25 protein-coding genes are annotated in these 26,207 nt (G+C 72.8%); 12 read left to right on the top strand and 13 right to left on the bottom strand.

Annotated features, from left to right (window positions below; all coding sequences use genetic code 11):
* Window positions 1–61: 61 nt before the first annotated feature.
* From ACF088_RS37520 to ACF088_RS37510, 3 genes are all read right to left on the bottom strand, one after another.
* Window positions 62–781 carry an LPXTG cell wall anchor domain-containing protein gene (locus tag ACF088_RS37520; RefSeq protein ID WP_392380489.1) on the bottom strand — a complete coding sequence of 240 codons (720 nt, stop codon included), beginning with the start codon at window positions 779–781 and terminating at the stop codon, window positions 62–64.
* Between the two features lie 287 nt (window positions 782–1,068).
* A complete protein-coding gene (locus ACF088_RS37515; protein WP_392380441.1) occupies window positions 1,069–1,566 on the bottom strand; it encodes an ATP-binding protein in 498 nt (165 codons plus the stop codon).
* Between the two features lie 172 nt (window positions 1,567–1,738).
* Window positions 1,739–2,107: an STAS domain-containing protein gene (locus ACF088_RS37510; protein WP_018093152.1), complete on the bottom strand. Its 369-nt coding sequence runs from the start codon at window positions 2,105–2,107 to the stop codon at window positions 1,739–1,741.
* A gap of 261 nt (window positions 2,108–2,368) precedes the next feature.
* Here ACF088_RS37510 and ACF088_RS37505 point away from each other — a divergent pair, with 261 nt between their 5' ends.
* On the top strand, window positions 2,369–3,307 hold the full coding sequence (locus ACF088_RS37505) for an RNA polymerase sigma factor SigF (RefSeq protein ID WP_392380488.1): 939 nt from the start codon (window positions 2,369–2,371) through the stop codon (window positions 3,305–3,307).
* Between the two features lie 160 nt (window positions 3,308–3,467).
* Here ACF088_RS37505 and hutI read toward each other — a convergent pair whose 3' ends face one another.
* The 4 genes from hutI to hutU are packed head-to-tail and all read right to left on the bottom strand — an operon-like array spanning window position 3,468 to window position 8,984.
* The gene (hutI, locus tag ACF088_RS37500; protein ID WP_392380440.1) at window positions 3,468–4,652 is read right to left on the bottom strand and encodes an imidazolonepropionase; all 1,185 of its coding nucleotides are present in this window, start codon (window positions 4,650–4,652) and stop codon (window positions 3,468–3,470) included.
* Window positions 4,653–4,669: 17 nt separating this feature from the next.
* Window positions 4,670–6,061, bottom strand: coding sequence for a formimidoylglutamate deiminase (locus tag ACF088_RS37495; RefSeq protein ID WP_392380487.1), 1,392 nt, complete (start codon window positions 6,059–6,061; stop codon window positions 4,670–4,672).
* Window positions 6,062–6,078: 17 nt separating this feature from the next.
* Window positions 6,079–7,296: an allantoate amidohydrolase gene (locus ACF088_RS37490; RefSeq protein ID WP_392380486.1), complete on the bottom strand. Its 1,218-nt coding sequence runs from the start codon at window positions 7,294–7,296 to the stop codon at window positions 6,079–6,081.
* Window positions 7,297–7,313: 17 nt separating this feature from the next.
* Entirely contained in the window at window positions 7,314–8,984 is a 1,671-nt protein-coding gene (hutU, locus tag ACF088_RS37485) for a urocanate hydratase (RefSeq protein WP_392380439.1), read from the bottom strand.
* 218 nt (window positions 8,985–9,202) lie between these two features.
* Here hutU and ACF088_RS37480 point away from each other — a divergent pair, with 218 nt between their 5' ends.
* From ACF088_RS37480 to ACF088_RS37460, 5 genes are all read left to right on the top strand, one after another.
* Complete coding sequence (locus ACF088_RS37480; RefSeq protein WP_392380438.1) at window positions 9,203–9,709, top strand: hypothetical protein; 507 nt, start codon at window positions 9,203–9,205, stop codon at window positions 9,707–9,709.
* Window positions 9,706–10,107, top strand: coding sequence for a transcriptional regulator (locus ACF088_RS37475; RefSeq protein ID WP_392380437.1), 402 nt, complete (start codon window positions 9,706–9,708; stop codon window positions 10,105–10,107). The genes ACF088_RS37480 and ACF088_RS37475 overlap by 4 nt, the downstream gene beginning before the upstream one ends.
* Window positions 10,104–11,264 carry an ABC transporter ATP-binding protein gene (locus tag ACF088_RS37470; RefSeq protein ID WP_392380435.1) on the top strand — a complete coding sequence of 387 codons (1,161 nt, stop codon included), beginning with the start codon at window positions 10,104–10,106 and terminating at the stop codon, window positions 11,262–11,264. Before ACF088_RS37475 ends, ACF088_RS37470 begins: the two co-directional genes overlap by 4 nt.
* Before the next feature lie 47 nt (window positions 11,265–11,311).
* Complete coding sequence (locus tag ACF088_RS37465) at window positions 11,312–12,232, top strand: ABC transporter permease (protein WP_392380485.1); 921 nt, start codon at window positions 11,312–11,314, stop codon at window positions 12,230–12,232.
* Between the two features lie 230 nt (window positions 12,233–12,462).
* Complete coding sequence (locus ACF088_RS37460; RefSeq protein WP_392380433.1) at window positions 12,463–13,797, top strand: diaminopimelate decarboxylase; 1,335 nt, start codon at window positions 12,463–12,465, stop codon at window positions 13,795–13,797.
* Window positions 13,798–13,827: 30 nt separating this feature from the next.
* Here ACF088_RS37460 and ACF088_RS37455 read toward each other — a convergent pair whose 3' ends face one another.
* From ACF088_RS37455 to ACF088_RS37445, 3 genes are all read right to left on the bottom strand, one after another.
* On the bottom strand, window positions 13,828–14,409 hold the full coding sequence (locus tag ACF088_RS37455; RefSeq protein WP_392380432.1) for a hypothetical protein: 582 nt from the start codon (window positions 14,407–14,409) through the stop codon (window positions 13,828–13,830).
* A gap of 375 nt (window positions 14,410–14,784) precedes the next feature.
* Window positions 14,785–15,621 carry a MurR/RpiR family transcriptional regulator gene (locus ACF088_RS37450; RefSeq protein WP_392380484.1) on the bottom strand — a complete coding sequence of 279 codons (837 nt, stop codon included), beginning with the start codon at window positions 15,619–15,621 and terminating at the stop codon, window positions 14,785–14,787.
* 700 nt (window positions 15,622–16,321) lie between these two features.
* A complete protein-coding gene (locus ACF088_RS37445; RefSeq protein WP_392380483.1) occupies window positions 16,322–17,806 on the bottom strand; it encodes an aromatic amino acid ammonia-lyase in 1,485 nt (494 codons plus the stop codon).
* Between the two features lie 185 nt (window positions 17,807–17,991).
* Here ACF088_RS37445 and ACF088_RS37440 point away from each other — a divergent pair, with 185 nt between their 5' ends.
* From ACF088_RS37440 to ACF088_RS37425, 4 genes are all read left to right on the top strand, one after another.
* Entirely contained in the window at window positions 17,992–19,158 is a 1,167-nt protein-coding gene (locus tag ACF088_RS37440; RefSeq protein ID WP_392380430.1) for an ABC transporter ATP-binding protein, read from the top strand.
* Entirely contained in the window at window positions 19,155–19,829 is a 675-nt protein-coding gene (locus ACF088_RS37435; protein ID WP_392380429.1) for an ABC transporter permease, read from the top strand. The genes ACF088_RS37440 and ACF088_RS37435 overlap by 4 nt, the downstream gene beginning before the upstream one ends.
* 7 nt (window positions 19,830–19,836) lie before the next feature.
* Window positions 19,837–20,508: an ABC transporter permease gene (locus tag ACF088_RS37430; RefSeq protein ID WP_392380428.1), complete on the top strand. Its 672-nt coding sequence runs from the start codon at window positions 19,837–19,839 to the stop codon at window positions 20,506–20,508.
* A gap of 76 nt (window positions 20,509–20,584) precedes the next feature.
* Window positions 20,585–21,511, top strand: a complete 927-nt coding sequence (locus tag ACF088_RS37425) for an ABC transporter substrate-binding protein (protein WP_392380427.1) — start codon at window positions 20,585–20,587, stop codon at window positions 21,509–21,511.
* Window positions 21,512–21,533: 22 nt separating this feature from the next.
* Here the strand turns inward: ACF088_RS37425 and ACF088_RS37420 are convergent, their stop codons facing one another.
* The 3 genes from ACF088_RS37420 to ACF088_RS37410 all read right to left on the bottom strand — a co-directional run bounded on the left by ACF088_RS37420 (window position 21,534) and on the right by ACF088_RS37410 (window position 24,423).
* On the bottom strand, window positions 21,534–22,553 hold the full coding sequence (locus ACF088_RS37420) for a sigma-70 family RNA polymerase sigma factor (protein WP_392380426.1): 1,020 nt from the start codon (window positions 22,551–22,553) through the stop codon (window positions 21,534–21,536).
* 308 nt (window positions 22,554–22,861) lie between these two features.
* Entirely contained in the window at window positions 22,862–23,023 is a 162-nt protein-coding gene (locus ACF088_RS37415) for a hypothetical protein (RefSeq protein WP_392380425.1), read from the bottom strand.
* Between the two features lie 356 nt (window positions 23,024–23,379).
* Window positions 23,380–24,423, bottom strand: coding sequence for a LacI family DNA-binding transcriptional regulator (locus ACF088_RS37410; protein WP_392380423.1), 1,044 nt, complete (start codon window positions 24,421–24,423; stop codon window positions 23,380–23,382).
* Between the two features lie 308 nt (window positions 24,424–24,731).
* Here ACF088_RS37410 and ACF088_RS37405 point away from each other — a divergent pair, with 308 nt between their 5' ends.
* Window positions 24,732–25,649 carry an amidohydrolase gene (locus tag ACF088_RS37405; RefSeq protein WP_392380421.1) on the top strand — a complete coding sequence of 306 codons (918 nt, stop codon included), beginning with the start codon at window positions 24,732–24,734 and terminating at the stop codon, window positions 25,647–25,649.
* Entirely contained in the window at window positions 25,646–26,203 is a 558-nt protein-coding gene (locus ACF088_RS37400; RefSeq protein WP_392380420.1) for a cysteine dioxygenase, read from the top strand. The genes ACF088_RS37405 and ACF088_RS37400 overlap by 4 nt, the downstream gene beginning before the upstream one ends.
* Window positions 26,204–26,207 lie beyond the last annotated feature (4 nt).

Below are 26,207 nucleotides of genomic sequence, written 5' to 3'. Positions count from 1 at the left end.
GGCCCGGGGAGGGCGGAGAACGGGGGTGCGCCACGCGGGTCCTGGCGCCCCACGCGGTGCGTCACACCCGCTGGTGACGGCGGGTCAGCCAGAGCGCACCGGCGGCACCGGCCAGCAGTACGGTGCCGCCGAGGGTGCCCAGCGCAAGGGCGGAGTCCGCGGGTCCGGTCTGCGGCAGCTGCCCCCCGGAGGAGCCGCCGGCTGCGGCGGCTCCGGTGCTGCCCGAGGCGCCGCCCGAACCACCGGTCCCCTTCACCTCAAGGGTCAGCGAGGGCTTGGGATGGTTGGCGGGCGTGCACGTGGTGGTGGTACCCAGCGCCTTGATGGTGAGCGTGGCGGCGGTGAAGGTCACCTTGCCGCTGCCCTTGGGGGTGTACGTACCGCTCAAGTCACTGATCTTGATGGGGGTGTTGGCCGGAATGGCCTGGTCGTTGGGCGGCCCGGCGACCGGCACCGTACCGCTCTCCGCACCGCCCAGCGTGATCAGCGCGCTCGGCTTCATGGCGCCCTTGCCCAGCTCGACGGGGCTGGAGGAGACGCCCTTCCGGAAGGACATGACGAGCTTGTACGCACCACCGCCGGGCGTGCTCGTGATGTCGATGGGCGAGACCGCGCCCTTGCTGCCGATCGGCGTTTTGCACTGGTAGTTGACGTCGACGACCTCGGCGTGGGCAGCCGGTGCGGTGAGCATCACCGCGGACCCCGCCGCCATCGCCACGGCCGCGGCGAGGCCGGCCGCCCGGACCGGGCGCCTGCCGTGCTGTTCGTAGAAGCGGGCCACCTCGGATTCCCCTTCTCCCGGTGAGCGCACCGCCGGACGTTACTGACGGCACATCAGATTGGCCGCTCAAGGTACGCCGGGGACCTTGCCGAGGGAAGGCAATGCACAGCCCCGATCGGCCCGGGGCCCGCACGGCGGGGAAATCCGGCCTCGACAGGAGGGGGCCGGGGGTGCGCCGGGATCCGGGGACGCCATGGGCCGGGATGCCGTGGGCGGGGGAGCCCTCGCACGACGAAGCGCGGGCCCTTGGGCCCGCGCTCAGCTCTTCCCGGCGAATCGCCCGTCCCTCAGGACGGCGCGGCGAGCTCCGCCCAGACGGTCTTGCCCGTGCCGTCGGCGTTGCGCACCACGCCCCAGTCCAGGCACAGGCGCTGCACGATGAACATGCCGTGACCGCCGGGACGGCCCGGACGGTGCGGGCTGCGCGGCGCCGGCGAGCCCGTGCCGAGGTCGCTGACCTCCAGGCGCAGCACTTTGGCGGTGCAGCGCAACCGCAGCTCCTCGGGCCCTTCGGCGTGCAGGCAGGCGTTGGTGACCAGTTCCGAGACGACGAGCAGCACATCCTCGGCCGCGGCACGCCGGTCGGCGCTCGCGGCCGGCAGCCAGCCCCAGTCGTGCAGCGCCTGCCGGGCGAAGTCACGGCCGCGCGCCACGGCCCCTCGGGTGCCCGCCAGGCGCAGCCGGCGGATCTGGCCCGCCGGGACGGCAGCCGGGGCGGCGGAAGCACCCACGCCGCCCGACTCCGGGCCGAGATCGCCCGGCGGATACGGCCGGGTGGTGCTCATCAGCGCTTCACCTCACCGATTCGCCTGTTCACGGAAAACAGATACTGACTGATTCAACGGATTCAGATGTCTCCTGCCCGACCGGACCGTGAGAACACCCACTTCTTGGGTACGGAAGTTGTGACACGGACTACGTGCCCGGAATGCAGCGTTCCGGACACCGTCGCCGTAGTCAGTCGGCCAGGGCCGCGTCGAGGGAGTCGTGCACCGTGAAAACCGCCTCGGCGCCGGTGATCTCGAAGACCCGGGCGACTACCGGCTGCATCCCGGCCAAATGGACTCCGCCCCCCTCGGCCTCCGCCTTCAGGCGGGCGCCGAGCAACACATTGAGACCGGTGGAGTCCATGAACTCAAGGGGTGAGCAGTCCACCACCAGGCGTGCGTATCCGTCGTCCACGCAGCCTTCGAGTGACTCACGCAACAGATCTGCGGTGTGGTGATCGAGCTCACCCGAAACCGTCACGACCGCGCTGGCGCCGTGATGGCGGATCTCGACATGAAGCCGGCCCCGGCTTGCACTGCCGACCGTCCCGCGGTCCATGCGCGCGCACCTCTCCTGCTGTCTAGACGACTGTTTGCTTACCTACTGCGCTCGTGCGAACCCTACGCCTTCCCGACGCCTCTCGGTAGCCGAACAATCCGCGTATTGCCCAATATATGGACAACGCGTACTTGCCATCTTCAGGCAAAGCCAGGTAGGCGTAGAAGCACACATCCGAAACGGCCGGCTTTGGAGGCGCCGCACACCGCAGCTTCACGTAGAGGCATCGGCAGCCATATGCCGAGAACGATGGAGGAGACCATGTCACCCCGGCTCGACGAACTGCGCACCGACGACCCCCGGCAGTCCGCATCGTCGACACCCCCGTCCGACCCGACCGGGCACATCCCTTCCCAGCCGCTCCCTGCCGAATCAGATCTGGCGGGATTGTCTGAGATCGAGGGGCTGCCCGAGATCCCGCCGTTCGACGAGGTGGGTCCGGTGGACGCGAGGGCTCTGTCCAAGACCCTCTTCGAACGTCTCGAAACGCTCGAGGAAGGCACCCACGAATTCGCGTACGTCCGCAACACTCTGGTCGAGCTCAACCTCGCGCTGGTGAAGTTCGCGGCCTCCCGGTTCCGCTCCCGCAGCGAGCCCATGGAGGACATCGTCCAGGTCGGCACGATCGGCCTGATCAAGGCGATCGACCGCTTCGAGATCAGCCGTGGCGTCGAGTTCCCGACGTTCGCCATGCCGACCATCGTCGGTGAGATCAAGCGCTTCTTCCGTGACACCAGCTGGTCGGTGCGCGTACCGCGGCGTCTGCAGGAGCTGCGGCTGGACCTCGCCAAGGCGGGCGACGAACTGGCGCAGAAGCTGGACCGCGCCCCCACGGTCCACGAACTCGCCGCACGCCTCGACATCAGCCGTGACGAGGTCGTCGAGGGCATGGCCGCGAGCAACGCGTACACCGCGAGCTCGCTGGACGCCCAGCCCGAGGAGGACGACAGCGAAGGCGCGCTGGCGGACCGCATCGGCTACGAGGACCACGGGCTCGAAGGCATCGAGTACGTCGAATCCCTCAAGCCGCTGATCGCCGAACTCCCGCCGCGCGACCGGAAGATCCTCTCGCTGCGCTTCGTCGCCAATCTGACGCAGTCCGAGATCGGCGAGGAGCTGGGCATCTCCCAGATGCATGTCTCCCGTCTGCTCTCCCGCACCCTCGTGCGGCTCCGCAAGGGGCTGATGGTCGAGGAGTGAGGGACCGCGGTCCCTGCCGGTCCGTGCGACCGGCAGCCGCCCGCGCAGAGGAGGGCCTGCCCCGGGGTTGTTCGGGACGGGCCCTCCTTTGCTGGTGCCCGTATGACGTCCGCCCCGGCTCCGCGGAGCCGGGGCGGACGTCACAGGCGCCGTACGGCGGTCAGACGCGCACTCCCTGGTGCCACACGGCCGAGACGAGCGGGACGCCCGGCCGGTAGGCGAGGTGGACGTGCGAGGGGGCGTCCAGGAGGGCGAGGTCGGCGCGGGCGCCGGGAGCGATCCGTCCGACGTCCGTACGGCGCAGCGCACGGGCGCCGCCCGCGGTCGCCGACCACACCGCCTCGTCGGGGGTCATCCCCATGTCGCGGACCGCCAGCGCGATGCAGAACGGCATGGAACTGGTGAAGGACGAGCCGGGGTTGCAGTCGGTGGACAGGGCGACGGTGGCGCCCGCGTCCAGCAGCGGGCGGGCGTCGGGCCACCGGGCGCGGGTGGAGAACTCGGCGCCCGGCAGGAGGGTGGCGACGGTGTCGGACTGCGCGAGGGCGTCGATGTCGGCGGGGCTGAGGTGGGTGCAGTGGTCGGCGGAGGCGGCGTCGAGTTCGACGGCGAGCTGGACGCCGGGGCCGTGGCCGAGCTGGTTGGCGTGCACCCGCGGCACCAGGCCCCTGGCCTTGCCCGCGGCCAGGACGGCGCGGGCCTGGTCGCCGTCGAAGGCCCCCTGCTCGCAGAACACGTCGACCCAACGGGCGTGCGGGGCGCAGGCGTCCAGCATCGGGCCGGTGACCAGGTCGACATAGCCGGCCGGGTCGTCGGCGTAGTCGGGCGAGACGATGTGCGCGCCGAGGAAGGTGACCTCGTCGGTGTGCTCGGCGGCGATGCGCAGTGCGCGGGCCTCGTCCTCGACGGTGAGCCCGTAGCCGGACTTGGTCTCCTGGGTGGTGGTGCCCTGGCGGAGTGCCTCGGCGAGGTAGCGGGCGACGTTGGCGTGCAGCGCCTCGTCGGTGGCGGCGCGGGTGGCGGCGACCGTGGTGCGGATGCCGCCGGCGGAGTACGGGCGGCCGGACATCCGGGCGTTGAACTCCGCGGTGCGGTCGCCGGCGAAGACCAGGTGGGAGTGGGAGTCGACGAAGCCGGGGATACCCGCCCGGCCGCCCGCGTCGACGGCGTTGTCGGTGGCGGGTGCTTTGCTGGAGGCACCGACCCAGGCGATGCGGTCGCCGTCGATGACGACCGCGGCGTCCTGGATCAGGCCGAGGGGGCCTTCGCCGAGGGAGGGGTCGTTGGTGACGAGCTGGGAGATGTGGGTGATGGCGGTGGTGGTCGGCGTGGAGGTCGTCGTCATCGCGGGGGTGTTCTCCTTCAGCCGCGTACCGCGGCGATGGACTCTGCGAGGGCGGTGGGTACGTCGGGGACAAGGGTGTGCACACCGTCCCGGACGATCTGCCGGCCGCCGACGATGGTGTGCCGTACGTCCGCCGCGGAGGCGGCAAATACGGCCGTTTCGGCGCCCAGCCGGGGCAGTGGTCCGGCGGTGCGTACGGAGTCCAGTGCGATCGTGGTGAGGTCGGCGAGCGCGCCGGTCTCCAGGGCGCCGGCATCGTCCCAGCCCAGGGCGGCATGACCGTCGGCGGTCGCGGCGCGCAGCAGGGCGGCGGCCGTCCAGTGCCCGCGGGTGCGGGTGCGCAGCCGTTCGTCCAGCTCCATGGCGCGGGCCTCTTCGAGCAGGTCGATGACCGCGTGGCTGTCGCTGCCGAGGGACAGCGGGCTGCCGCGGCCCTGGAGCCGGGCGGCCGGGCCGATGCCGTCGGCGAGGTCGCGTTCGGTGGTGGGACACATGCACACGCCCGTGTGGGAGCCGCCGAGCAGCTCGATGTCCTCGCTGGTGAGGTGGGTGGCGTGCACGGCCGTGGTGCGGCTGCCCAGCGCGCCGTGGTCGGCCAGCAGCCGTGTGGGGGTGCAGCCGTGGGCCTCGCGGCAGGCGTCGTTCTCGGCGGTCTGCTCCGAGAGGTGGAGGTGCAGCGGGGCCTGCCGTTCGCGGGCCCAGTCCGCGACGGTGCCGAGCTGGTCGGCGGGGACGGCGCGGACGGAGTGGATGGCGGCGCCGATGCGGGCGTGTGCGCGCTCCTTGAGTGCGTCGGCGCGCTCGGCCCAGCGCTCGGCGGTGCCGTCACAGAAGCGCAGCTGGTGGTGGTCGGGCGGGGCGCCGAAGCCGGCCGAGAGATAGGCGGTGTCCAGGAGGGTGATCCGGATACCGGCGTCCTCGGCGGCGGAGACCAGCGCCTCGCCCATGGCGTTGGGGTCGTCGTAGCGGGTACCGCCCGGCGCGTGGTGGAGGTAGTGGAATTCGCCGACGCAGGTGATGCCGGCCAGCGCCATCTCGGCGTACGTCGCACGCGCGAGCGAGTAATAGCTGTCGGGAGTGAGCTTGTCGGCGACCCCGTACATCACCTCGCGCCAGGTCCAAAATGAATCCGGCGCCCGCTCCACGCCTTCCGCCGTCGCATGTCCCCGCCGCTGCGGGGGTGATCCGGTGCCGGTGCCGACCTGGACGGTGCCGCGCAGGGCGCGGTGGAAGGCGTGCGAGTGGGCGTTGGCGAGACCGGGGAGGGTCAGGCCGCGCAGGGTGGTGGCGCCGGGCGGCGGGGTGTCCGTACCGGTACGGACCGCGGTGATCCGGCCGTCCGCGGTGTCCACCGTCACGCCCGGCTCGACGTGGGTGCCGAGCCAGGCGTGTTCGAGCCAGTACGTCATCGGTGTTGCCTGCGTCGTCAGCGGCACGCCAGCCCCTCCAGTACGTCGGCGAGTGCGGTGACCCCGGCGGCGCAGTCGTCCTCGTCCGCCGCCTCGGCGGGCGAGTGCGACACCCCGGTGGGGTTGCGGACGAACAGCATCGCGGTGGGCACCGTTCCGGACAAAATACCTGCGTCGTGCCCGGCGCCGGTGCCCAGGACGGGTACGGTCCGCTCCCCCGACTTGCCGAGGATCGCACTCAGCTCGTCCCGCAGGGCGTGCTGGAACTCCACGACGGGGGTGAAGGATTCGCGGACGACGGCCAGCTCCACCCCGTCGCGGGCGGCGCGCTCGGCGGCGGCCTGCTCGATCCCGGTGATCACGGTGTCCAGGGTGTCCTGGTCGGGGGCGCGGGAGTCCAGCCAGCCGCGGACGAGCGAGGGGATGGCGTTGACGCCGTTCGGCTCCACGCTGATCTTCCCGAAGGTGGCCAGGGCACCGGTCAGCCGGGCCTGCTCACGGGCGGCGAGCACGGTCGCGGCATAGCTGAGCATCGGGTCCCGGCGGTCGTCGAGCCGGGTGGTGCCGGCGTGGTTGGCCTCGCCGTGGAAATCGAAACGCCAGCGGCCGTGCGGCCAGATGGCGGAGGCGATGCCGACCGGGTCACCGGACAGGTCCAGGGCACGGCCCTGTTCGACGTGGAGCTCGACGAATGCACCGATCCGGGCGAGCCGTTCGGGGTCCGGGCCGATGGCCTCCGGGTCGTATCCGGCGCGCTCCATGGCCTGCGGGAGGGTGATGCCGTCGCCGTCGCACAGCCGGTGCGCGGCCTCGGTGGTCAGCGCCCCGGCCGCGAGCCGGGAGCCGACGCAGGCCAGGCCGAACCGAGCGCCTTCCTCGTCGCCGAAGTTGACGATCGCCAGGGGCTTGTCGAACTCCGCCCCCCTCCGGCGGAGTTCGTCGAGCGCGGCGAAGGAGGAGACGACACCCAGCGGGCCGTCGAAGGCGCCGCCGTCCGGTACGGAGTCCAGGTGCGAGCCGGTGACGACGGCGTCGCCCGGGTCCACGTCCTGGTAGCCGGTGGCGCCGAGCCAGGCCCATTGGTTGCCGTTGCGGTCCAGTTCGCAGGTGAGTCCACGGGTCTCGGCCTGGGCCCGGAACCATGCGCGGCAGTCGGCGTCGGCGCCGGTCCAGGCGTAGCGGCGGTAGCCCCCGGAGGAGGAGTTGCGGCCGAGGGGCCGCAACTCCTCCCACATCTCGTGGAACGAGGCGGTCACGCGTCCTCGCCTTCGCCCTCGCGCATCGGGATGCGGACGCCGCGCTCGGCGGCCACCTCGTCGGCCCGCTCGTAGCCCGCGTCGACATGCCGGATGACGCCCATGCCGGGGTCGTTGGTGAGCACCCGGCGGATCTTCTCGCCGGCCAGCGGGGTGCCGTCGGCGACGGTGACCTGGCCGGCGTGGATCGAGCGGCCCATGCCCACGCCGCCGCCATGGTGCAGCGAGACCCAGGAGGCACCGGAGGCGACATTGACCATGGCGTTGAGCAGCGGCCAGTCGGCGATCGCGTCCGAGCCGTCCTTCATGGCCTCGGTCTCGCGGTAGGGCGAGGCGACGGAGCCGCAGTCGAGGTGGTCGCGGCCGATGGCCAGCGGGGCGCGCAGGGTGCCGTCGGCGACCATCTCGTTGAAGCGTTCGCCGGCCTTGTCCCGCTCGCCGTAGCCGAGCCAGCAGATCCGGGCGGGCAGGCCCTGGAAGTGCACCCGCTCGCCGGCCAGCTTGATCCAGCGGGCCAGCGACTCGTTCTCCGGGAAGAGGTCCAGGATCGCCTTGTCGGTGGCGGCGATGTCGCGGGCGTCGCCGGACAGCGCGGCCCAGCGGAACGGCCCCTTGCCCTCGGCGAACAGTGGCCGGATATAGGCGGGGACGAAGCCGGGGAAGGCGAAGGCCCGCTCGTATCCGGCGAGCTGAGCCTCGCCGCGGATCGAGTTGCCGTAGTCGAAGACCTCGGCGCCGGCGTCCATGAAGCCGACCATGGCCTCGACGTGCCGGGCCATCGACTCGCGCGCCCGCTGGGTGAAGTCGGCGGGCTTCTCGGCGGCGTAGGCGGCCATGTCGTCGAAGTCGATGCCGACCGGAAGGTAGGCCAGCGGGTCGTGGGCGCTGGTCTGGTCGGTGACGATGTCGATCGGCGCGCCCTCGGCGAGCAGCTGCGGCAGCAGCTCCGCGGCGTTGCCGAGCAGGCCGATGGAGAGCGGTTTGCGCTGGTCGCGGGCCTCGACGGCGAGCTGGAGCGCGTGCTGGAGGCTGTCCGCCTTCACGTCCAGGTAGCGGTGCTCGATCCGGCGCTCGATGGCGCGAGGGTCGCAGTCGATGCAGATCGCGACGCCGTCGTTCATGGTGACGGCGAGCGGCTGGGCGCCGCCCATACCGCCGAGGCCGGCGGTGAGCGTGATCGTCCCGGCCAGTGTGCCGCCGAACTTCTTCGCCGCGACGGCCGCGAAGGTCTCATAGGTGCCCTGGAGGATGCCCTGGGTGCCGATGTAGATCCACGAACCGGCGGTCATCTGCCCGTACATGGTCAGCCCGAGGGCCTCCAGGCGGCGGAACTCCTCCCAGTTGGCCCAGTCGCCGACGAGGTTGGAGTTGGCGATGAGCACCCGCGGCGCCCATTCGTGCGTCTGCATCACGCCGACCGGCCTGCCGGACTGGACGAGCATCGTCTCGTCCTGCTTCAGCGTGGTGAGCGTGCGCACCATCGCGTCGAAGGAGCGCCAGTCACGTGCGGCCTTGCCCGTGCCGCCGTAGACGACGAGCTGGTCCGGGTGTTCGGCCACCTCCGGATCGAGGTTGTTCTGCAGCATGCGCAGCGCGGCTTCCTGCTGCCATCCCCGAGCACTCAGCTCCGTACCGCGCGGCGCCCGCACGGGTCGCGGTCCCGACATGGGCCGTGCCTCCCTGACATCGAATGGATTGAGCTATTCACATATTGAGGTCGATGAATAGCGCTAGTCAACAGGGCGCGGAGGGCTGCCCGCCGCGAGCCGCAGGAACCGGCCAACCCGCCCGTCGATTTCGACTTGCCCATCGGGAAAGTCTGCGCTAACTTTCCTGATAGGCAAGTCAACGGGGGACGTCTGACCGCCTTGGGGAGGCGATGGCCATGAGCACATCAGTGGATGCCGAACAGGCCTGGAAGGATCTGCAGCGCATCCGGGTACCGCAGGAGCGGGTGTACGACGAGATCGAACGAACCGCCCACGACGACACGGGGTCGGCCTACACCACGGCCGGAGTCATGTGGGTGTTCCTCGCCGTTACGGGCCTCGATCTGCCCGGGTGGGCGTTCTGGCTGGTACTCACGGCCTACGTCACCCTGCTCGGCTCGCTGGCTGTGATCTACAACCGCAGGACCCGGATGCGGCTGCACCGCTCGCGCCACAGCTGGCGGTCGTTCGCCATCTTCTTCGCGGGCATGGCGGTGACCGTGGTGACCATCCTGGGCTCCGGCCTGCTGGTCGACTGGCTCGCGCTGCCCTTCGGCAGTCTGATCCAGGCCACCGCCTCGGCGGGCGTCTTCGTCCTCTTCGTCGGGCCGGCGAACCGCTGGGCGGTCAGCTCACTGCGCGACCGCGGCACGAGAACCCTCCGGAAGGGAGCAGGCCGATGAGCACCCCGAGCGGCTTCGACGAACTGATCCACCCCTCCACCCGGCTGTCCGTGGTGGCGCTGCTCGCCGCCACGGAGTGGGCCGACTTCCCCTTCATCCGCGACAGCCTCTCGCTCAGCGACTCCGCGCTCTCCAAACAGCTGCACACCCTGGAAGAGGCGGAGTATCTGGAGATCCGCAAGGAAGGCGGCGGCCGCAAGCGGCGCACCAAGGTACGGCTGACGCACCGCGGCCGGACCGCCTTCGAGGGTCATGTGGCCGCGCTGCGGGCCATCGTCGAGGGCACGGGTCCCACGGCGTCGCCCGCACCGGCGACGGAGTCCACGGCGCCGGCGGAGCCCACAGCGGCGGCAACAGGGACAGGGCAACAGCAACAGCGCGCGGAGGCGGGCCGATGACGACAACCGAACAGCCGACCGTCCCCCCGTCCACGACCGCTTCGGAGCCGACCGTCCCTCGGTCCACGACCGCTTCGGCCGCCGCGGGCCCGGCCGGATCCGCCGGCCGGCCCGTCATCCGGGCACGCGACATGAGGATGTCGTACGGCGACACACACGTCCTGCACGGCATCGACCTGGACATCCACCGCGGCGAGATCTTCGCGCTGCTCGGCCCCAACGGTGCGGGGAAGACCACCACCGTCGAGATCCTGGAGGGCTTCCGGCAGCGCTCCGCCGGGGAGGTCGCCGTCCTGGGGACGGACCCGGCGCGCGGCGACGACGCCTGGCGTGCCCGGATCGGTCTGGTCCTGCAATCCTGGCGCGACCACCGCCGCTGGCAGGTGGCCGAGCTGCTGAGGCACTTCGCCCTGTACTACGCCGCTCCCCGAGATCCCGCCGAGTTGCTGGCCCTGGTCGGCCTCACCGAGCAGGCCGGGCAGCAGGTCGACCGGCTGTCCGGCGGACAGCGGCGGCGCCTCGACGTGGCACTGGCGATTGTCGGCCGCCCCGAACTTCTCTTCCTGGACGAGCCGACCACGGGCTTCGACCCCGAGGCCCGGCGCGACTTCCACGACCTGGTCGAGCGGCTCGCCCGCGACGAGGGCGTCACGGTGCTGCTCACCACCCACGATCTGGCGGAGGCCGAGCGGCTGGCCGACCGGATAGCCGTGCTGGTCAGCGGCCGGATCAGGGCCGGTGGCACCCCGGCGGAACTGGCTCGCCGGGCCGCCGCGCAGGCCGAGGTTCGCTGGACGACGGCCGACGGCACGGCCCGCCGGGAACGCACCGAGGCCCCCTCCCAACTGGTCTGGGAACTCCACCGGGACACGGGGGGACCGGTGGCCGACCTGGAGGTCCGCCGCCCGACGCTGGAGGACACCTACCTGCACATGGTGCACCAGGACGACGGAGCCGGGGACGGGGCCGGAGCAGGGGCAGGAGCGGGCGCAGGGGCGGGAGCGGGCGCAGGGGCGGGAGCAGGGACCAGAAGTGCGGGCGGGGCCGGAGCCACGGGCGGGGCCGTGACGCCGGGCGGGCCGGGCGGGCCGGGCGGGGAGGCCTCGCACACGGAGGCCTCGGGCGGGGAAGCCTCGTACGGGGAGAAGGAAGCATGAGGGGGACCGAAGTGACTACTTCGAGCGAAGCGACCGTGGTGACGGGCATGGCCCAGGGGGAGAACACGGCGGGGCGGACGGTCACGGCCGGCGCCACCGCGGGGGCCGGATCGCGCCGCCGTCGCTACTGGCGTGCCGGTCTGCTGCGCGGCGGCATCGAACTCCGCCACCTCGTCCGCAACCCCAAGGAATTGAGCGGCCATCTGGTCAACGTCGTCGTCGCGCTGCTGCTCGCCGGCTATATCAGCGACCACGTCCCCGGCACCCGTGTGCCGATGGCCCATCTGGCGCTCGCGGGCTTCGCCGCCTATCTGCTGTTCCAGATCGGGCTGGTCAATCTTCCGCAGATCCTGGTGACCGAGCGCGAGGAAGGCGCTCTGCTGCGATTGCGCGCCACCCCCGGCGGCATACCCGCCTATCTCGTCGCCAAGTCCTTGCTGGTGGTCGCCATGGCGTTCGGGACTTTGGCCGTCCTGCTGGGAGCCGCCGCAGTGCTGGTGGACGGGCCGCTGCCGCACGGGCCCGGCGGGTGGCTGACGCTGCTGTGGGTCAGCGCGCTCGGGCTGCTCGCCGTCGTCCCGCTGGGGGCGGCCATCGGCGCGGTGCTGCCGAACCCCCGTGAGGCGCTTGCGTTGATCATGCTGCCCGCGATGGGGCTGCTGATCACCTCGGGAGCGATGTTCCCGCTCACCTCGCTGCCCGCGCTGGTCCAGAAGATCGCCTCGGTCTTCCCGCTCAAGTGGATGGCCCAGGGCCTGCGCGCGGCCCTCCTGCCGGACGCCGCGCGCGCCGCGGAACCGGCCGGATCATGGGAGCTGCCGACCGTGGCGCTGATACTCACCGCCTGGGCCGTCCTCGGCTTCCTGCTCGCGGTCCCGCTCCTGCGCCGCGCCGCCCGCCGGGAGTCCGGCTCCCGCCTCTCCGAACGCCACAGCAAGGCGGGGTGGGGCGGCGGCCGGGCGGCCTGAGCCCAGGACCGGGAGGCTGGGCCCAGGGCCGGGAGGCTGGGCCGTACACCGGGATCCGAGGCCCACAGGCCCGGGGCCGGGACCCACAGGCCCGGGGCCGGCCCTACCGATCAGGTCCGGAGCCGGCCCGGCGGCCCGGGCTGAAGGCCGAGGCCTCCCCGACCCGGAAGTCTCCCGGGCGCCCCGGTCCCGGTTGGCGTCACACCCCCACCCAATGATGGAGTTGACCCATGAACTTCACGGAGCGAGACCGTGCCATTCAGGCAGCCATCGCGCGCGGGCTGGTAGGCCCCGGCGAGCCCGTTGCCGGACTGCTCGACATCGCCGGGATCCGCCGGTCGGCGGCGGAACTCCGCGCCGCCTTCGAGGAGTTCACCGCGCCGGGCACCCCGGTGCTGCACGCCTTCGCGGTGAAGGCCGCCTCGCTGGTGCCCGTATTGCGGCTGCTTGCGCAGGAGGGGCTCGGCTGCGAGGTGGCCAGCCCCGGCGAGCTGGCGCTGGCCCGGGCCGCCGGCGTACCGGTCGCCCGGACCGTCCTGGACTCGCCCGCCAAAACCGTCGCCGAACTGCGGGAGGCGCTGGCTCTCGGGATCGCCGTCAACGCCGACAACCCCGAGGAACTGGCTCGGATCGACGCGCTGATGGCCTCGGCACCGAGCAGCGCACCCATCGGCCTGCGGGTCAACCCCCAGATCGGTGGCGGCAGCATCGGGGCGATGAGCACCGCCACGGACACCTCGAAGTTCGGCGTCGGACTGCGGGACGAGGGTGTCCGCGACTGGGTCGTGCAGGCCTTCCTCGCCCGCCCGTGGCTGACCCGGCTGCACGCCCACGTCGGCTCCCAGGGCATGCCCCTGGAGCTGATGGCCGCGGGCGTCAAGGTCCTGTTCCACCTCGCCGAGGAGATCAACGAGAAGGCCGGCCGGCGTCAGATCGACACCCTCGACATCGGCGGCGGCCTGCCGGTCAACTTCTCCTCGGACGCCACCACCCCGACCTACCGCGAGTACGTCGCGCTGCTGCACGCGACCGTCCCCGGCCTGTTGTCCGGCCGCTACGGGATCGTCACCGAATTCGGCCGCTCGCTGCTGGCCAAGCACGGCACGGTCCTCGCCCGTGTCGAGTACGCCAAGTCGGCCGGCGGCCGCCCCATCGCCGTCACCCACGCCGGGGCCCAGGTCGCCACCCGCACGGTCTTCGTCCCCGAGGCCTGGCCCATCCGGGTCGCGGCCTATGACAGCGAAGGGCGCCCCAAGACGAGCGCTCCGGTCGCCCAGGACATCGCGGGACCGTGCTGCTTCGCGGGTGACCTGGTTGCGGAGAACCGTCCGCTCCCCCGCCTGGAGGCCGGCGACCACGCCGCCCTCCTGGACACCGGCGCGTACTATTTCTCCACCCACTTCGCCTACAACTCCCTCCCCCGCCCGGGGATTTACGGCTATGCCACGGACGCGGACGGCGGGGTCCGCTTCGCGACCGTCCGGACGCCGCAGACCCTGGAGGAGCTGACCGCGGAAAGCGGCGGTGCACACGCGAAGTCGCTGGGCGAGCTCGGGAGGCAGTAGCCGGACCCCTCGGGCCCCGGCCGCCGCCCCCTACCGGCCGGCCCGCACCCCGGGGACCCGCGCCCCACCGGGCCGCGCGTCCCCGGCAGCCGTGCCCGTCCGCACATACCCCCGGACCTCCTTGCCCGCCGCCCCGCCCCGGCCTGCGGACTCCGCGCGTACCCACAACAGCGCCTCGTGCTGCCGCTCCCAGCGGCCCAGCCACCACGCCTTGCCCCACAGCCCGAGCGCGGCCCCGGCCATCAGCAGTCCACCGGCCGACGGCAGCGCGCAGGACGAAGCGACCGCCGCCAGAAAGGCGAGCAGCAACCACCAGCGATGTGCGCGGCGCCAGATCCGGAGGGTGACCGACCGGTCCTGGAGGATGACGGCCTTCCCGGCCCGTGGCGCGTCGGCCGCCAGCGCGGCATACCGCCCACGTCGCACCGCGAACACCACGAGCGCCGCGCCCACGAAGAACGCCGCCCCTGCCGGCAGCCCGACCGTCCGCCCGGTCAGCCCCGGCACCAGTACCCCGATCCCCGCGGCCAGCAGCCCCGGCCACCACAGCCAGCCCGCCGGCGCCCGTACCACCACTGCCACCCGCCTCAGCACATACGCCCCGTGCCCCACGACAGACCTCCTCGCCCCGAGACCGCTACGCCCGACCTGTCGGGCCCAGCTGTACGGCGGGGGATCGTAGCCAGGCCGGATGAGGATTCCCTGAGACGGAAAGAGATTTTCGGCCCAGGCAGGGCAGGGCGGGGCGGGACAGGGCAGGCCAGGGCGCGGGGCCGGGCAGGGCAGGGCAGGGCAGGCCAGGGAGCGGGGCGGCCGGGGAGCAGAGCGAGAGCCGTGACAAGCAAGCGCCCCCGGGCACTACTGGGCACCCCCGGAGCCCGGGCCGCCGGCCCCGGGCGCTGGGCGCAGGCGTTGGCGTTGGCGCAGGCGTTGGCGTTGGCGTTGGCGTTGGCGTTGGCCGCGACCGTAAGGGCGAGCCCCGCCCCCTCACTCCACGAACAGCCCCCGGGCCGCCGCCCCCGCGTCGAATTCCTCCAGGCGGGCCTGGGCGTCCGGGAGCGCGTCGCACATCGCTTCCAGCAGTACGCGGCCCAGGAGCATGGGGGCGCAGGCCGTATCGAAGGCCAGGCCGGTGCCGACGGGGGCCGGGAGCAGGAGGTCGGTGTGGTGGGCGACGGGGGCGAAGGCACTGTCGGCGACGGTGACGACGGTCAGGCCGGCGGCGCGGGCGTATTCCAAGGCGTCGACGACCTCGCGGGGGTGGCGGGGCAGGGCGAAGCAGAGGAGGGCGCTCGCGCCGGCGCGTACCGCTGCGTCGATGCGGTCGGTGAGCATGGTGCCGCCCTCGTCCAGCAGCCGGACGTCGGGATGGACCTTACGGGCGAAGTAGCTGAAACCGGCCGCCTGGGCGGTGGCGGCGCGCAGGCCGAGGACGGGGAGCGGCCGGGAGGCGGCGAAGAGGCGGCCCGCCTCGACCACCGGTGACGGGTCGGCGAGGGCGGCGGCGAGCCGGCGGAGGTTGTCGATCTCCGCCTGGACGGCCTGCTGGTACTCGTTGTAGGAGCCGGTGTCGCCGGGCTTGTCCGTAGGGGCGACCTCGCGCAGATGGCGGCGCAGCGCCGGGTAGCCGTCGAAGCCGAGGGCGACGGCGAAGCGGGTGACGGACGGCTGGCTGACCCCGGCCAGTTCGGCCAGTTCGACGCTGGAGAGGAAGGGCGCATCGGCGGCCCGGCGCACCATGCAGTGGGCGATCCGGCGCTGGGTGGGGGTCAGCCGGTGCCCCTCGAAGAGCTTCTGCAGCCGGGCGGCGGTGCCGGTGTCCATAACGGAGACGCCGGTGTCCGTAGCGGAGACGGCGGCGTCCGTAGCGGAGACGGCGGCGTCCGTAGCGGAGACGCCGGCCTCCATGCCGGTGGTGTCCGTGCCGGTGGTGTCCGTGCCGGCATTCCCACCCGCGCTCGCACCCGTGCCCGCACCCGCGCCCGCACCCGCGCCCGTCGCCGTCCCCGTGTCCGTGTCCGTGTCCGTGGTGGCCGGTGCGCCCGGCGTCCGGTCGGCCCTGCCCCGCGGCCCGTCGCCGGTCGCGCCGCCGATGCCGCCGATGCCGCCGCCCTTGTCCCCGTCCCCGCTCATCGCCTCTTCTTCCCGGCCCGGTCGGGGGCCTTGTCCTGTCCTGTGTCGACCGACTGTACGGAATTCCTGGCCCGCTCCGGTCCGCGCTACGCGCCGCGATCCGGCCGTCCGCCCTCACCCGCCCTCACCCGCCCTCACCCGTCCCCGGCCTCCCGGGGCCACACGGAACTCCACGCCCCGGGGCCGCCCGGAACCACCACGCCGTGCCGGGCCGCCCGGAAACGCCACGCCTCCCCGGGCCGTCCGCGAACACCACACCTCCCGCCCGTCGCGCACGGCAACACCCCACACCTCCCGCCCGTCGCGCACGGCAGCACCCCGCGCCGCACCACTCCCCTCACCGCACCGCGCCGCACCACTCCCCGCACCGCACCGCGCCGCACCACTCCCCTCACCACTCCGCCAGCCCGTCCAGCAGCCCCGCCGCCACCGCCACGTCATCGGTCAGCGGCCGGTCCTCCATCCGCGGGTCCAGGGCGTCGGCGGCGAAGGCATAGGCGGCGGCGAGCGGAATGTCCGGGTCGGGTTCCAGGGAGCGCATCCGCAAGGCCCGTACGGCGGCGACCAGTTCGCAGGCGAGGACCTGGCGGTAGTACGTACCGGCGCGCAGGCTCTGGCGCGCGCCCAGGGAAGCGAAGCTGGCCTGTTCCTCGACGCCGCGGGAGAGGACGGCATGACCGAGCGAGGCCGGTTGGGAGACCGCGCGCATCTCGCCGAGCGCGGCGCCGGCCGCGTATTCGAGGATCATCACGCCGGAGCTGGCCGGTGCCGCATCGCCCAGGAACGGGCGCAGCCGGGTGAAGTCGGGCTCGGAGAGCGCGGCGAGCCGGGCGGTGGACAGCTGGGCGGTCTGCAACACGGCCAGCCGGAGGGCGTCCAGGGCGAGCGCGGCATGTGCGGCGTAGAAGTTGCCGTGGTGGTAGGCGGCCTGGTCCTCGATGCTGATCAGGGGGTTCTCGGCGGCGGCGTTCACCTCGACCGTCAGTACCTCGTCCAAGGTGTCGGCGGCGTCCAGCGCCGGGCCGTGGATCTGCGGGATGCAGCGGAAGCCGTACGGGTCCTGGATACGGCCGAGGGGCGGGGCCGGGCGGGGCGGAACGCCGGAGAGGGTACGCAACCGGGTGGCGGCGGCCGCCGAGCCGGGGTGCGGGCGGGCGAGCATGACGGGTTCGGCGAAGGGCTCGTACGAGCCGCCGACCGCGAGCAGGGAGAGCGCTGCGATGGGGAGGGAGGCGGCCAGGAGCCGGCGCAGTTCGTCGAGGGCGAGCGCGGACTGGCCGAGGGTGAGGGCGTTGCTGCTGATCAGGGCGAGCGCATCGTTGCTGTCGAGGGCGATGGGGGCGGGAGCCCGGCCGCCGGACGCGCAGTGCCAGGGGTGTTCGCCGGCCAGCGCGAGTCCCGTCTGGGCGAGCGCGGCCAGGTCGCCGGTGCCGACGGCGCCGTGTTCGTTGACGACGGGGTGCGCACCGGTGTCCAGGGCGGTGAGCAGCGAGGTGATGACGGCGGGGTTCAGGCCCGCGCCGCCCGCCAGCAGCTGGTTGGCGCGTACGGCGAGCATGGCGCGGACCTCGCGGGCAGGCAGCGGGTCGCCGACCGCGCCGGCGTGGCTGCGCAGCAGCCGCAGTCCGTGGTCGGCATCCGCGACCCCGACGTCCTCCGTGCGGTTGGCGCCGACGCCGGTGCTGCGCCCGTAGACCCGGCCGGTGGCGGCGAGGCGGCGCGCGGTCTCCCAGGATTCCTCGGCGCGGGCGAAGGCCTTGGGGTCGGGCGCCGTGGGGTGCGCGGTGCGTTCCGCGAGGGCGGCGATATCGGCGCTGTGCAGGCCGGTGCCATCGAGTGTGATGCGCCGCCCGAGACGGGGGCCACTGTCCAGCATGTGAGAAACCAAGGGGCTCAACTCCCTCTTATAACGCGCTTTGTGGACGGAAGTCCGACACCTCTCTCCGTACGGTGAGCCGAAGTAACAGGCGAGGTAGCGGGCGATTCACTCCCGCCTATTGACTTCTATTCACGTGCCTATGACTCTGCATGACACTATGCAGGCCGGGCAAGGGGCAGCGGATGATCAGGTTCGACGCAGTCAGCAAGCGATACCCGAATGGCACCACCGCCGTGGACGAGCTGTCCCTGGACCTCCCCGAGGGCGGGGTCACCGTCCTCGTCGGCTCGTCGGGCTGCGGCAAGACCACCACCCTGCGGATGGTCAACCGGATGGTCGAGCCGACCTCCGGCCGGATCAGCGTCGGCGGCCGCGACATCCTGGAGGCGGACGCCGCCGAGCTGCGCCGCGGCATCGGCTATGTCATCCAGCAGTCCGGTCTCTTCCCTCACCGTACGATCCTGGACAACATCGCGACGGTCCCCCTGCTGCTGGGCTGGGGCAAGCGCAAGGCCCGCGCCCGCGCCGCCGAGCTGCTGGAGCTGGTCGGCCTGCCCGCCGACGCCGGCAAGCGCTATCCGCACCAGCTCTCCGGCGGCCAGCAGCAGCGGGTCGGCGTCGCCCGTGCGCTCGCCGCCGACCCGCCCGTGCTGCTGATGGACGAGCCGTTCGGCGCCGTCGACCCGGTCGTGCGCACCCAGCTGCAGAACGAGCTGCTGCGGCTCCAGGAGGAGCTGCGCAAGACCGTCGTCTTCGTGACCCACGACATCGACGAGGCGGTCCGGCTGGGCGACCGGATCGCGGTCTTCCGCACCGGCGGCCGGCTCGTGCAGTGCGCCGAGCCCGCCGAGCTGCTGGCCCGCCCCGCCGATGACTTCGTCGCCGACTTCCTGGGCGCCGAGCGCGGGCTCAAGCTGCTCTCGCTCACCACCCTCGCGGACGTCCCGTACGCCCCCGGCCGGGCGATACCCGCCGACGAGCCGGTCGGCGGGATATCCCGCGACGGCGGCCGCTGGCGGGTGGTGACCGCGCCGCGCGGGGAACCGCTGGGCTGGCTGGACACCGACGCGCTGCCCGCCGGCGGGACGGCCGGCGAGGCCCCGCTGGAGGCCGTACGGCCGCTGCGCGACGGCGATTCGCTCCTCTCGGCGCTCAACGAGGCGGTTTCCTCCCCCGCCGCCGCCGTCGCCCGGGTCTCCGACGACGGGGTGCTCACCGGCCTCACCTCCCGTGACGCCATCCACGACCGGGCGGGCCGCAGCCACGCGGAGGCGGGCCGGGCGGCGGCCGCCGGGCCCACCGCCCCCGAGCCCATCAAGCCCCCCTCCGCCACGGAGCGCCCCGCATGACCATCGAGTGGGGCTGGTTCCCCGACCACGCCGACGAGATGGCCCGCCTGACCGCCGACCACCTCGCCACCGCCGTGCCCGCCGTCCTCCTCGGCCTGCTGATCGCGCTGCCGCTGGCGGTCCTCGCCCACCGGGTACGGCCGCTGCGCGGCTTCATCCTGGGCGCGTCCAACATCCTCTACACCATCCCCTCCCTCGCCTTCTTCGTCCTCCTCCTGCCGGTCACCGGCCTCACCCGCACCACTGCGATCGTCGGTCTGACCGCGTACACCCTGGTCGTCCTCGTACGGAACACCGTCGAGGGTCTGGACGCGGTACCGGTCAAGGCCCGGGAGGCATCGACGGCGATGGGGACCGGGCCGCTGCGCACCCTGCTCACCGTCGAGCTGCCGCTCGCCCTCCCGGTGATCATGGCGGGCGTACGGGTCGCCACCGTCATGTCCATCTCGCTGGTCAGCGTGGCGAGCTACATCGGCTACGGCGGCCTCGGCCAGCTCTTCACCGACGGCTTCCAGCGCAACTTCCCCACCCCGGTCATCGCCGGTGTGGTCCTGACCCTGCTGCTCGCCCTGGTCGCCGACGCGCTGCTGGTGACCATCCAGTGGCTGTGCACCCCCTGGCGGCGCGGCACCCCCCGGCAGCGCACCTCTCTGTGGCGGAAGGCAGCGTGACGCGCCGATGCTCGAACTCCTGAAGAACCTCGCCGTCTGGCTGACCAGTCCGGCCCAGTGGTCGGGCCCCGAGGGCATCGCCGCCCGCATCCTGGAGCACCTGGAGTACTCGGTGCTCGCCACCCTCGCCGCGGCCGTGATCGCGCTGCCCATCGGCCTGCTCATCGGGCACACCGGCCGTGGCGCCTTCCTCGCCGTCAATCTCTCCTCCTTCGGCCGGGCGCTGCCCACCGTCGGCCTGGTCACCCTGGTCTTCCTCGCGGGCGGGCTGAGCGTGTGGCCGGTGTATGTGTCGCTGGTCGCGCTCGCCGTGCCGGTGATCATCACCAATACGTATGCGGGGATGGCCGCCGTCGACCCCGAGGTCAAGGACGCCGCCAAGGGCGTCGGGCTGCGCGGCCGCCAGGTCCTGTGGCAGGTCGAACTCCCGCTCGCGCTCCCGCTGATCATGACCGGCGTGCGGCTGGCGACCGTGCAGGTCGTCGCCACCGCCACCATCGCCGCCTATGTCAGCTTCGGCGGGCTGGGCCGCTATGTCTTCGACGGGCTGGCGCAGCGCGACCTGGTGCAGGTCCTCGGCGGTGCGGCCCTGGTCGCCGTGCTCGCCGTCGTCGCCGACCTGGCGCTGGGCGGGCTGACCCGGCTGCTGTTCCGCGGCCGCCCGGCCACCGCACGCTGAACGCCTGCCGCCCGGCCACCGCACGCTGAACGCCTGCGCCGCCCCGCCCCTTCCGTACGCACCGAGGAGCCCCGCCATGAACCGTCGTACCGCCTTGACCGCTCTCCTCGCCGGCGCCTCGGCCCCGCTGCTGGCCGCCTGTTCCTCCGGCATCACCTCCCTCAAGGGGGACGGCGCCGGCGGCGACAGCGGCAACAGCAGCGGCGGGCTGGTCATCGGCACCGCCAACTTCACCGAGAACCAGATCCTCGGCTACCTCTACGCGGGCGTCCTGAACGCCGCCGGGGTCAAGACCACCGTCAAGCCCAACCTCGGCTCCCGCGAGATCGTGGTCCCCGCGCTGCGCTCCGGCGATATCGATCTGCTCCCCGAATACCAGGGCAGCCTGCTGCTCTACCTCGACAAGAAGGCCACCGAGACCGAGGCGGGCGCGATGCAGAACGCGCTGGCCGGCGTGCTCCCCGACGGCCTCGAAGTCCTGCCCTACGCGGCCGCCGAGGACCGCGACAGCTTCGCGGTGACCCGCGCGACCGCCGACCGCTACGGCCTCAAGACGCTCGCCGATCTGCGCAAGGTCAACGGCAAGCTGGTGTTCGGCGCGGCCGCCGAGATGAAGAAGCGAGTCGTCGGGGTCGTCGGCCTCAAGGACCAGTACGGCGTGGAATTCAAGGAGTTCAGGGCGCTGGACTCGTCCGGGCCGCTGGTCAAGGGCGCGCTGAAGAAGGGCGACATCGACATCGCCAACATCTTCACCACCGATGTCGACACCGCGGCGAACGGCTGGGTCCTGCTCGAAGACCCCAAGCACCTCATCCCCGCCCAGCACATCGTCCCGCTGATCGCCGCCCGCAAGGCCGACTCCAAGGTCCGCAAGGCGCTGGCCCGTCTGGGCAATGCCCTCACCACCGCGCACCTCACCGAGCTCAACCGCCTGGTCGACAAGGAGAAGCAGGACCCGGACCGGGTGGCCGACGCCTGGCTGAAGAAGCACCAGGTGAGCTGAGGCCCGGCGGCGGCCGCACGCCTCATACGGGCGGCGGGCCGCCATGGCGGAGCGGCAGGCCGAACAGCGGGAACAGCCGCTCGGTGTCGAGGAAGCACTGCAGTGCGGTGATCCGGCCGTCCGCCGTCTCGATGACCTGGATCGCCCAGGGCTCGCCGTCCGCGCGGTACTGCCCGAACGCCGGCCGGCCGTTCGCCGTGACCGGCACCAGATGCGACCCCTCGCAGCCGCAGCCCGGCCCCAGCATCCACTTCACGATGTCGTCGCGGCCGTGCAGCCACAGCTCGAACGGCGGCATGGACAGCGTGGAGTCCTCGTGCAGCACGGCCGTGAGCGCGTCCATGTCGAACCGTTCGAAAGCGTCGACATAGCGCCGGAGCAGCGCCTGCTGAGCGTCGTCCAGCGGCTGCTGCGCCACGTCGGCGGCGGTGTCACCGGACGCGGCGAGGGTCGCGCGGGCCCGCTGCAGGGCGCTGTTGACCGAGGCGACCGAGCTTCCCAGCAGCTCGGCGACCTCACTCGCCGACCAGCTGAGCACCTCCCGGAGGATCAGCACCGCCCGCTGCCGGGGCGCCAGCCGCTGCAGCGCGGCGATGAACGCCAGGCGGACCGACTCCCGGGCGACGGCGGTCTCCGCCGGGTCCCCCGCGGACGCCAGCACCCGCTGGTCCGGTACGGGCCCGATCCAGGTCGCCTCGGGCAGCCCCGTGCCGATCGGGGTGTCCACGCTCGACGGGGAGGCGAGATCCATCGGCCGCGCCCGGCGCTGACCGCCCTTGAGCAGGTCCAGGCACACATTCGTGGCGATCCGGTAGAGCCAGGACCGCAGGGACGCCCGCCCCTCGAACCGGTCGTAGCTCCGCCACGCCCGCACCATCGTCTCCTGCACGGCGTCCTCGGCCTCGAACGCCGAGCCCAGCATCCGGTAGCAGTAGCCGGTCAGCTCGGTGCGGTGGGCCTCCAGCCGGTCCGCGGGCTCCCCTGGCGCGGACTCGCCCGGCGCGGACTCCCCCAGCGTGGTACCCGGTACGGCACCGTCCACCGGGGCGGCTCCGCTCGCCGCCGTGACATCTGCCGTGGCATCTGCCGTGACGTCTGCCGTGACGTCTGCCGTGACGTCTCTTGCCGCGGAACGCTTCATCGAGGACCCGCCCATCCGCCTGTCGGCCGACCACCGGCACACCCGCACCGGCCGTACCGACCGTACCGGAGCATCCGGCACCAGTCTGCTCCCCGGCGCGGGGCTCCGCAGCCGGGGACCGGACGCGGGAGCACCCGGGGACCGGACGCGGGAGAACAGCGCAAGGCGGGCCGGGCACCACGGCCCTGCCCCGCCCCCCGCCTCTCAGGTCATCTGCGCAGCTGCACGCCGCGCAGCACCCCTCCGACGACCGCTCCGGCCACGATGCCCAGCACAAGCCGGGCAGGTTCCGTCAAACCGGAGAACACGGTGTGCGTGAGCGCGAAGACGACCACGACCACGAGAACTCCGGCGATCAGCGCCTTTCTCATTTCTTGCCCATCATCAGCAATCGGAAGCGAAAGCACCGCGCCGGAGACCAGACCTCCGTAAGGCCCCGCCGTGGGCGCCCGCGGCACATCCGGTCTCGGCGCCTGCTGGACGGCCGCCTATCCCACCGGGCACCACATAATCCTTGATCTTGTCGTTGGCGCACCGGAAGGAGCTCTCGACCGCCACGCTCCGCGCGAAGACACCGAGCGACGGAAGCTACGGGTCGCCCGCACGGTCACCGTGGCGCCCTCGGCGCGGTACCTGACGTGCGCCGTCTTGCCGTACGTTGGCCGTTCTTCCGCTTGATGGCGGTCCCCAGCCGGCTGGCTCGTCCGGCTCATCCGGCTCATCCGGCCTACTCCCGCACCGCCACCGCCACCGCCGACCCCCGTTCCGAGAGACGCGGGGCGCACAGGATGCGCTTGCGGCGGACCCGGCGGCCCTCGATGGCGGCGACCGCGAGCCGGGCGGCTCCCTTGGCGATCTCGCTCAGACCCCAGTCGACGGTGGTCAGAGGCGGGGTGAGGACCCGGGAGACGGGATGGTCGTCGAAGCCGACGACCGAGAGGTCACGGCCGACGGTGAGGGAGGCCTCGGCGGCGGCCGCGTAGACCCCGTAGGCGATGGAGTCGGAGAAACAGAAGACGGCGGTGACCGGGACGGGACCGGCCGGCCGGCGGCCGTCCGGGCTGTTGGCCAGGACCCGGCGGGCCATCGCGGTCGCCTCGCCCAACTCCTGCGGGCAGGGCAGCACTTCGGCCTCGATGCCGAGGCGGTCGGCGGCCTCGCGCACATAGACATCGGCGGGGCGGTCGGGGGTGGAGGGGCCGGTGGGGGTCAGCACGGTGACCCTGCGGTGGCCCAGGCCCCGGAGGTAGTCCAGGACGGCGTCGATGCCGGCCCGGTTGTCGAAGAGCACCTCGCCCGCCGTACGGGCCCGGCTCAGCGCGTCGCCGATGGAGACCACCGGCACGGCGTCGGCGATCGCCGACCAGCCCTCGGCGGACGGGTCGACGGGCGAGACCAGCAGGCCGTCCACCCGCTGGTCGCGCAACTGCTTGGCGAGGGTCAGCTCCCGTCCGGGGTCGCCGCCCGCGTCCAGGATCAGCGCATAGCGGTCGCCGGCCAGCAGCTCACGCCCTATCGCCGCCATCAGCTGCTGCTGCCAGAGGTCCTGCAGATCACCGGCGAGCACGCCGACCGTGCTCGTACGGCCGCTGGCGAGGGCGCGGGCGATCGGATCGGCCTCGTAGCCGAGGTCGGCGGCGGCCTTGCGCACCCGCTCCTCGGTTTCCTTGGAGACATGCTTGCCGCGCAACGCGTAGGAGACGGCCGCGGTGGAGAGGCCGGTGGCCTCGGCCACCTCGCGGAGGGTGGTGCGCTTATTGGGCCTGGCCATGCCCGGAAGCCTACCCAAGGAGGGCGCGGCACCCGGTCACGATGCGGCGCCCGCCGGGCGGCTCCCCGGGGACGGCAACGGCCTGCCGGATCCGGCACGACCTTGACAGCACTCTCGGTTAAGCGGTTCACTTAAACGCATCAGTTAAGCGGTTAAGTGAACCGGTTGAGCAAGCGACCCAGGGCGCCGGCCACGACCCATGCACCACACCGCCCCGCACCACCGCTCGCACCACCGCCCGCACCAGCGCCCCGCACCACCGCTCGCACCAGCGCCCGCACCACCGCCCCGCACCCCGAGGGAGGCCCGTGCCCACCGACGTCCACCAGCACATCTGGCCGCCCGAGTTCCTCGCGCTGCTGCGGTCCCGCAGTGCGCCACCGCGGCTGGACGGCTGGACGCTGCACCTGCCGGGCGAGCCCCCGTACACCGTCGACCCCGCCGACCACGACATCGCGGCCCGCGCCCGGCTCGCCCGCGCCGACGGCCTCGATCTGGCCCTGGTGTCGCTCTCCAGCCCGCTCGGCATCGAATATCTGCCGCCCGCCGAGGCCGCACCGCTGCTCGCCGCCTTCCACGACGGTGCGCTGGACCTGCCCGCCCCCTTCGGCGCCTGGGCCTCGGCCTGCCTGTCCGCACCCGAGCCGGACGCCGACGCGCTGCGGCGCGAGCTGGCCCGCGGCTGCGTGGGGCTGCAACTGCCCGCCACCGCCCTGCTCGACGCCGCCGGGTGGGCCCGCTGCGCGCCGCTGCTGGACGCCGCCGCCGAGCAGGACGCGCCGCTGTTCATCCACCCCGGACCGGCCCCGTCCGCAGGCCAGGACGCGCCCGCCTGGTGGCCCGCCCTGGTCCCCTACCTCCAGCAGCTGCACGCCTCCTGGTTCGCCTTCCGCGCCTTCGGCCGGCCGCGCCACCCGGATCTGCGGGTGTGCTTTGCGGCCCTGGCCGGCCTGGCCCCGCTGCACGGCGAACGACTGGTCGCCCGTGGCGGCGGCCGGGAGCGCGGCCGGGTGGACTGCAAGGCGTTCTACGAGACGTCCTCGTACGGGACCCGCGCGGTCGACGCGGTCGTCCGGGCCGCGGGCATCGACGTCGTCGTCAGCGGCAGTGACCGCCCCTATGCCGAACCCGTCCTCCCCGACCTCGGCGCGGATGCCGCCGTCCACGCCCTGCGCACCGCCAACCCGGCCCGCCTGCTGGGCCCGACGAAAGGAGCCCGCCCATGACGTACCGCACCTCCCTGGCCGCCACCGCCCGCGAGGTCCCCGACGGCGAGGAGCCGTTCTCCGCACTGCCCGAACGCAACCTCGACAAGCGCGAGCTGCGGGCCCTGGTCGAGGAGCTCGCCACCCGCCCGGACCTGTGGCGTGAACAGGTCGCCTTCTCGGACACCGAGCGCCACTACGCCTCCCTGCACCGCGACGAGTTCGTCGATGTCTGGCTGCTGTGCTGGACCCGGCAGAACGACACCGGCTGGCACGACCACGATCTCTCCTCCGGGGCGGTCCATGTCGTCCAGGGCGTACTGACCGAGTCCAACCCCCGGATCGGCGGCGAGCATCTGGCCACCGCGGTCGGCGCGGGCGCCTCCTTCTCCTTCGGCCCGGACCACATCCACCGGCTCACCGGGGCGAGCGACGATGCGGTGTCGGTGCACGCCTACTCGCCGCCGCTGTGGCGGCTGGGCCAGTACGACATCACCGAGGACGGGCTGATGCGCCGGGTCTCGGTCTCGTACGCGGACGAGCTGCGGCCGACGGACGGGACGACCGCGGCCTGAACGG

This window comes from Streptomyces sp. NPDC015125, from assembly GCF_043080045.1.
GTDB lineage: Bacteria > Actinomycetota > Actinomycetes > Streptomycetales > Streptomycetaceae > Streptomyces.
This window is presented reverse-complemented; position numbering and strand designations above follow the sequence as displayed.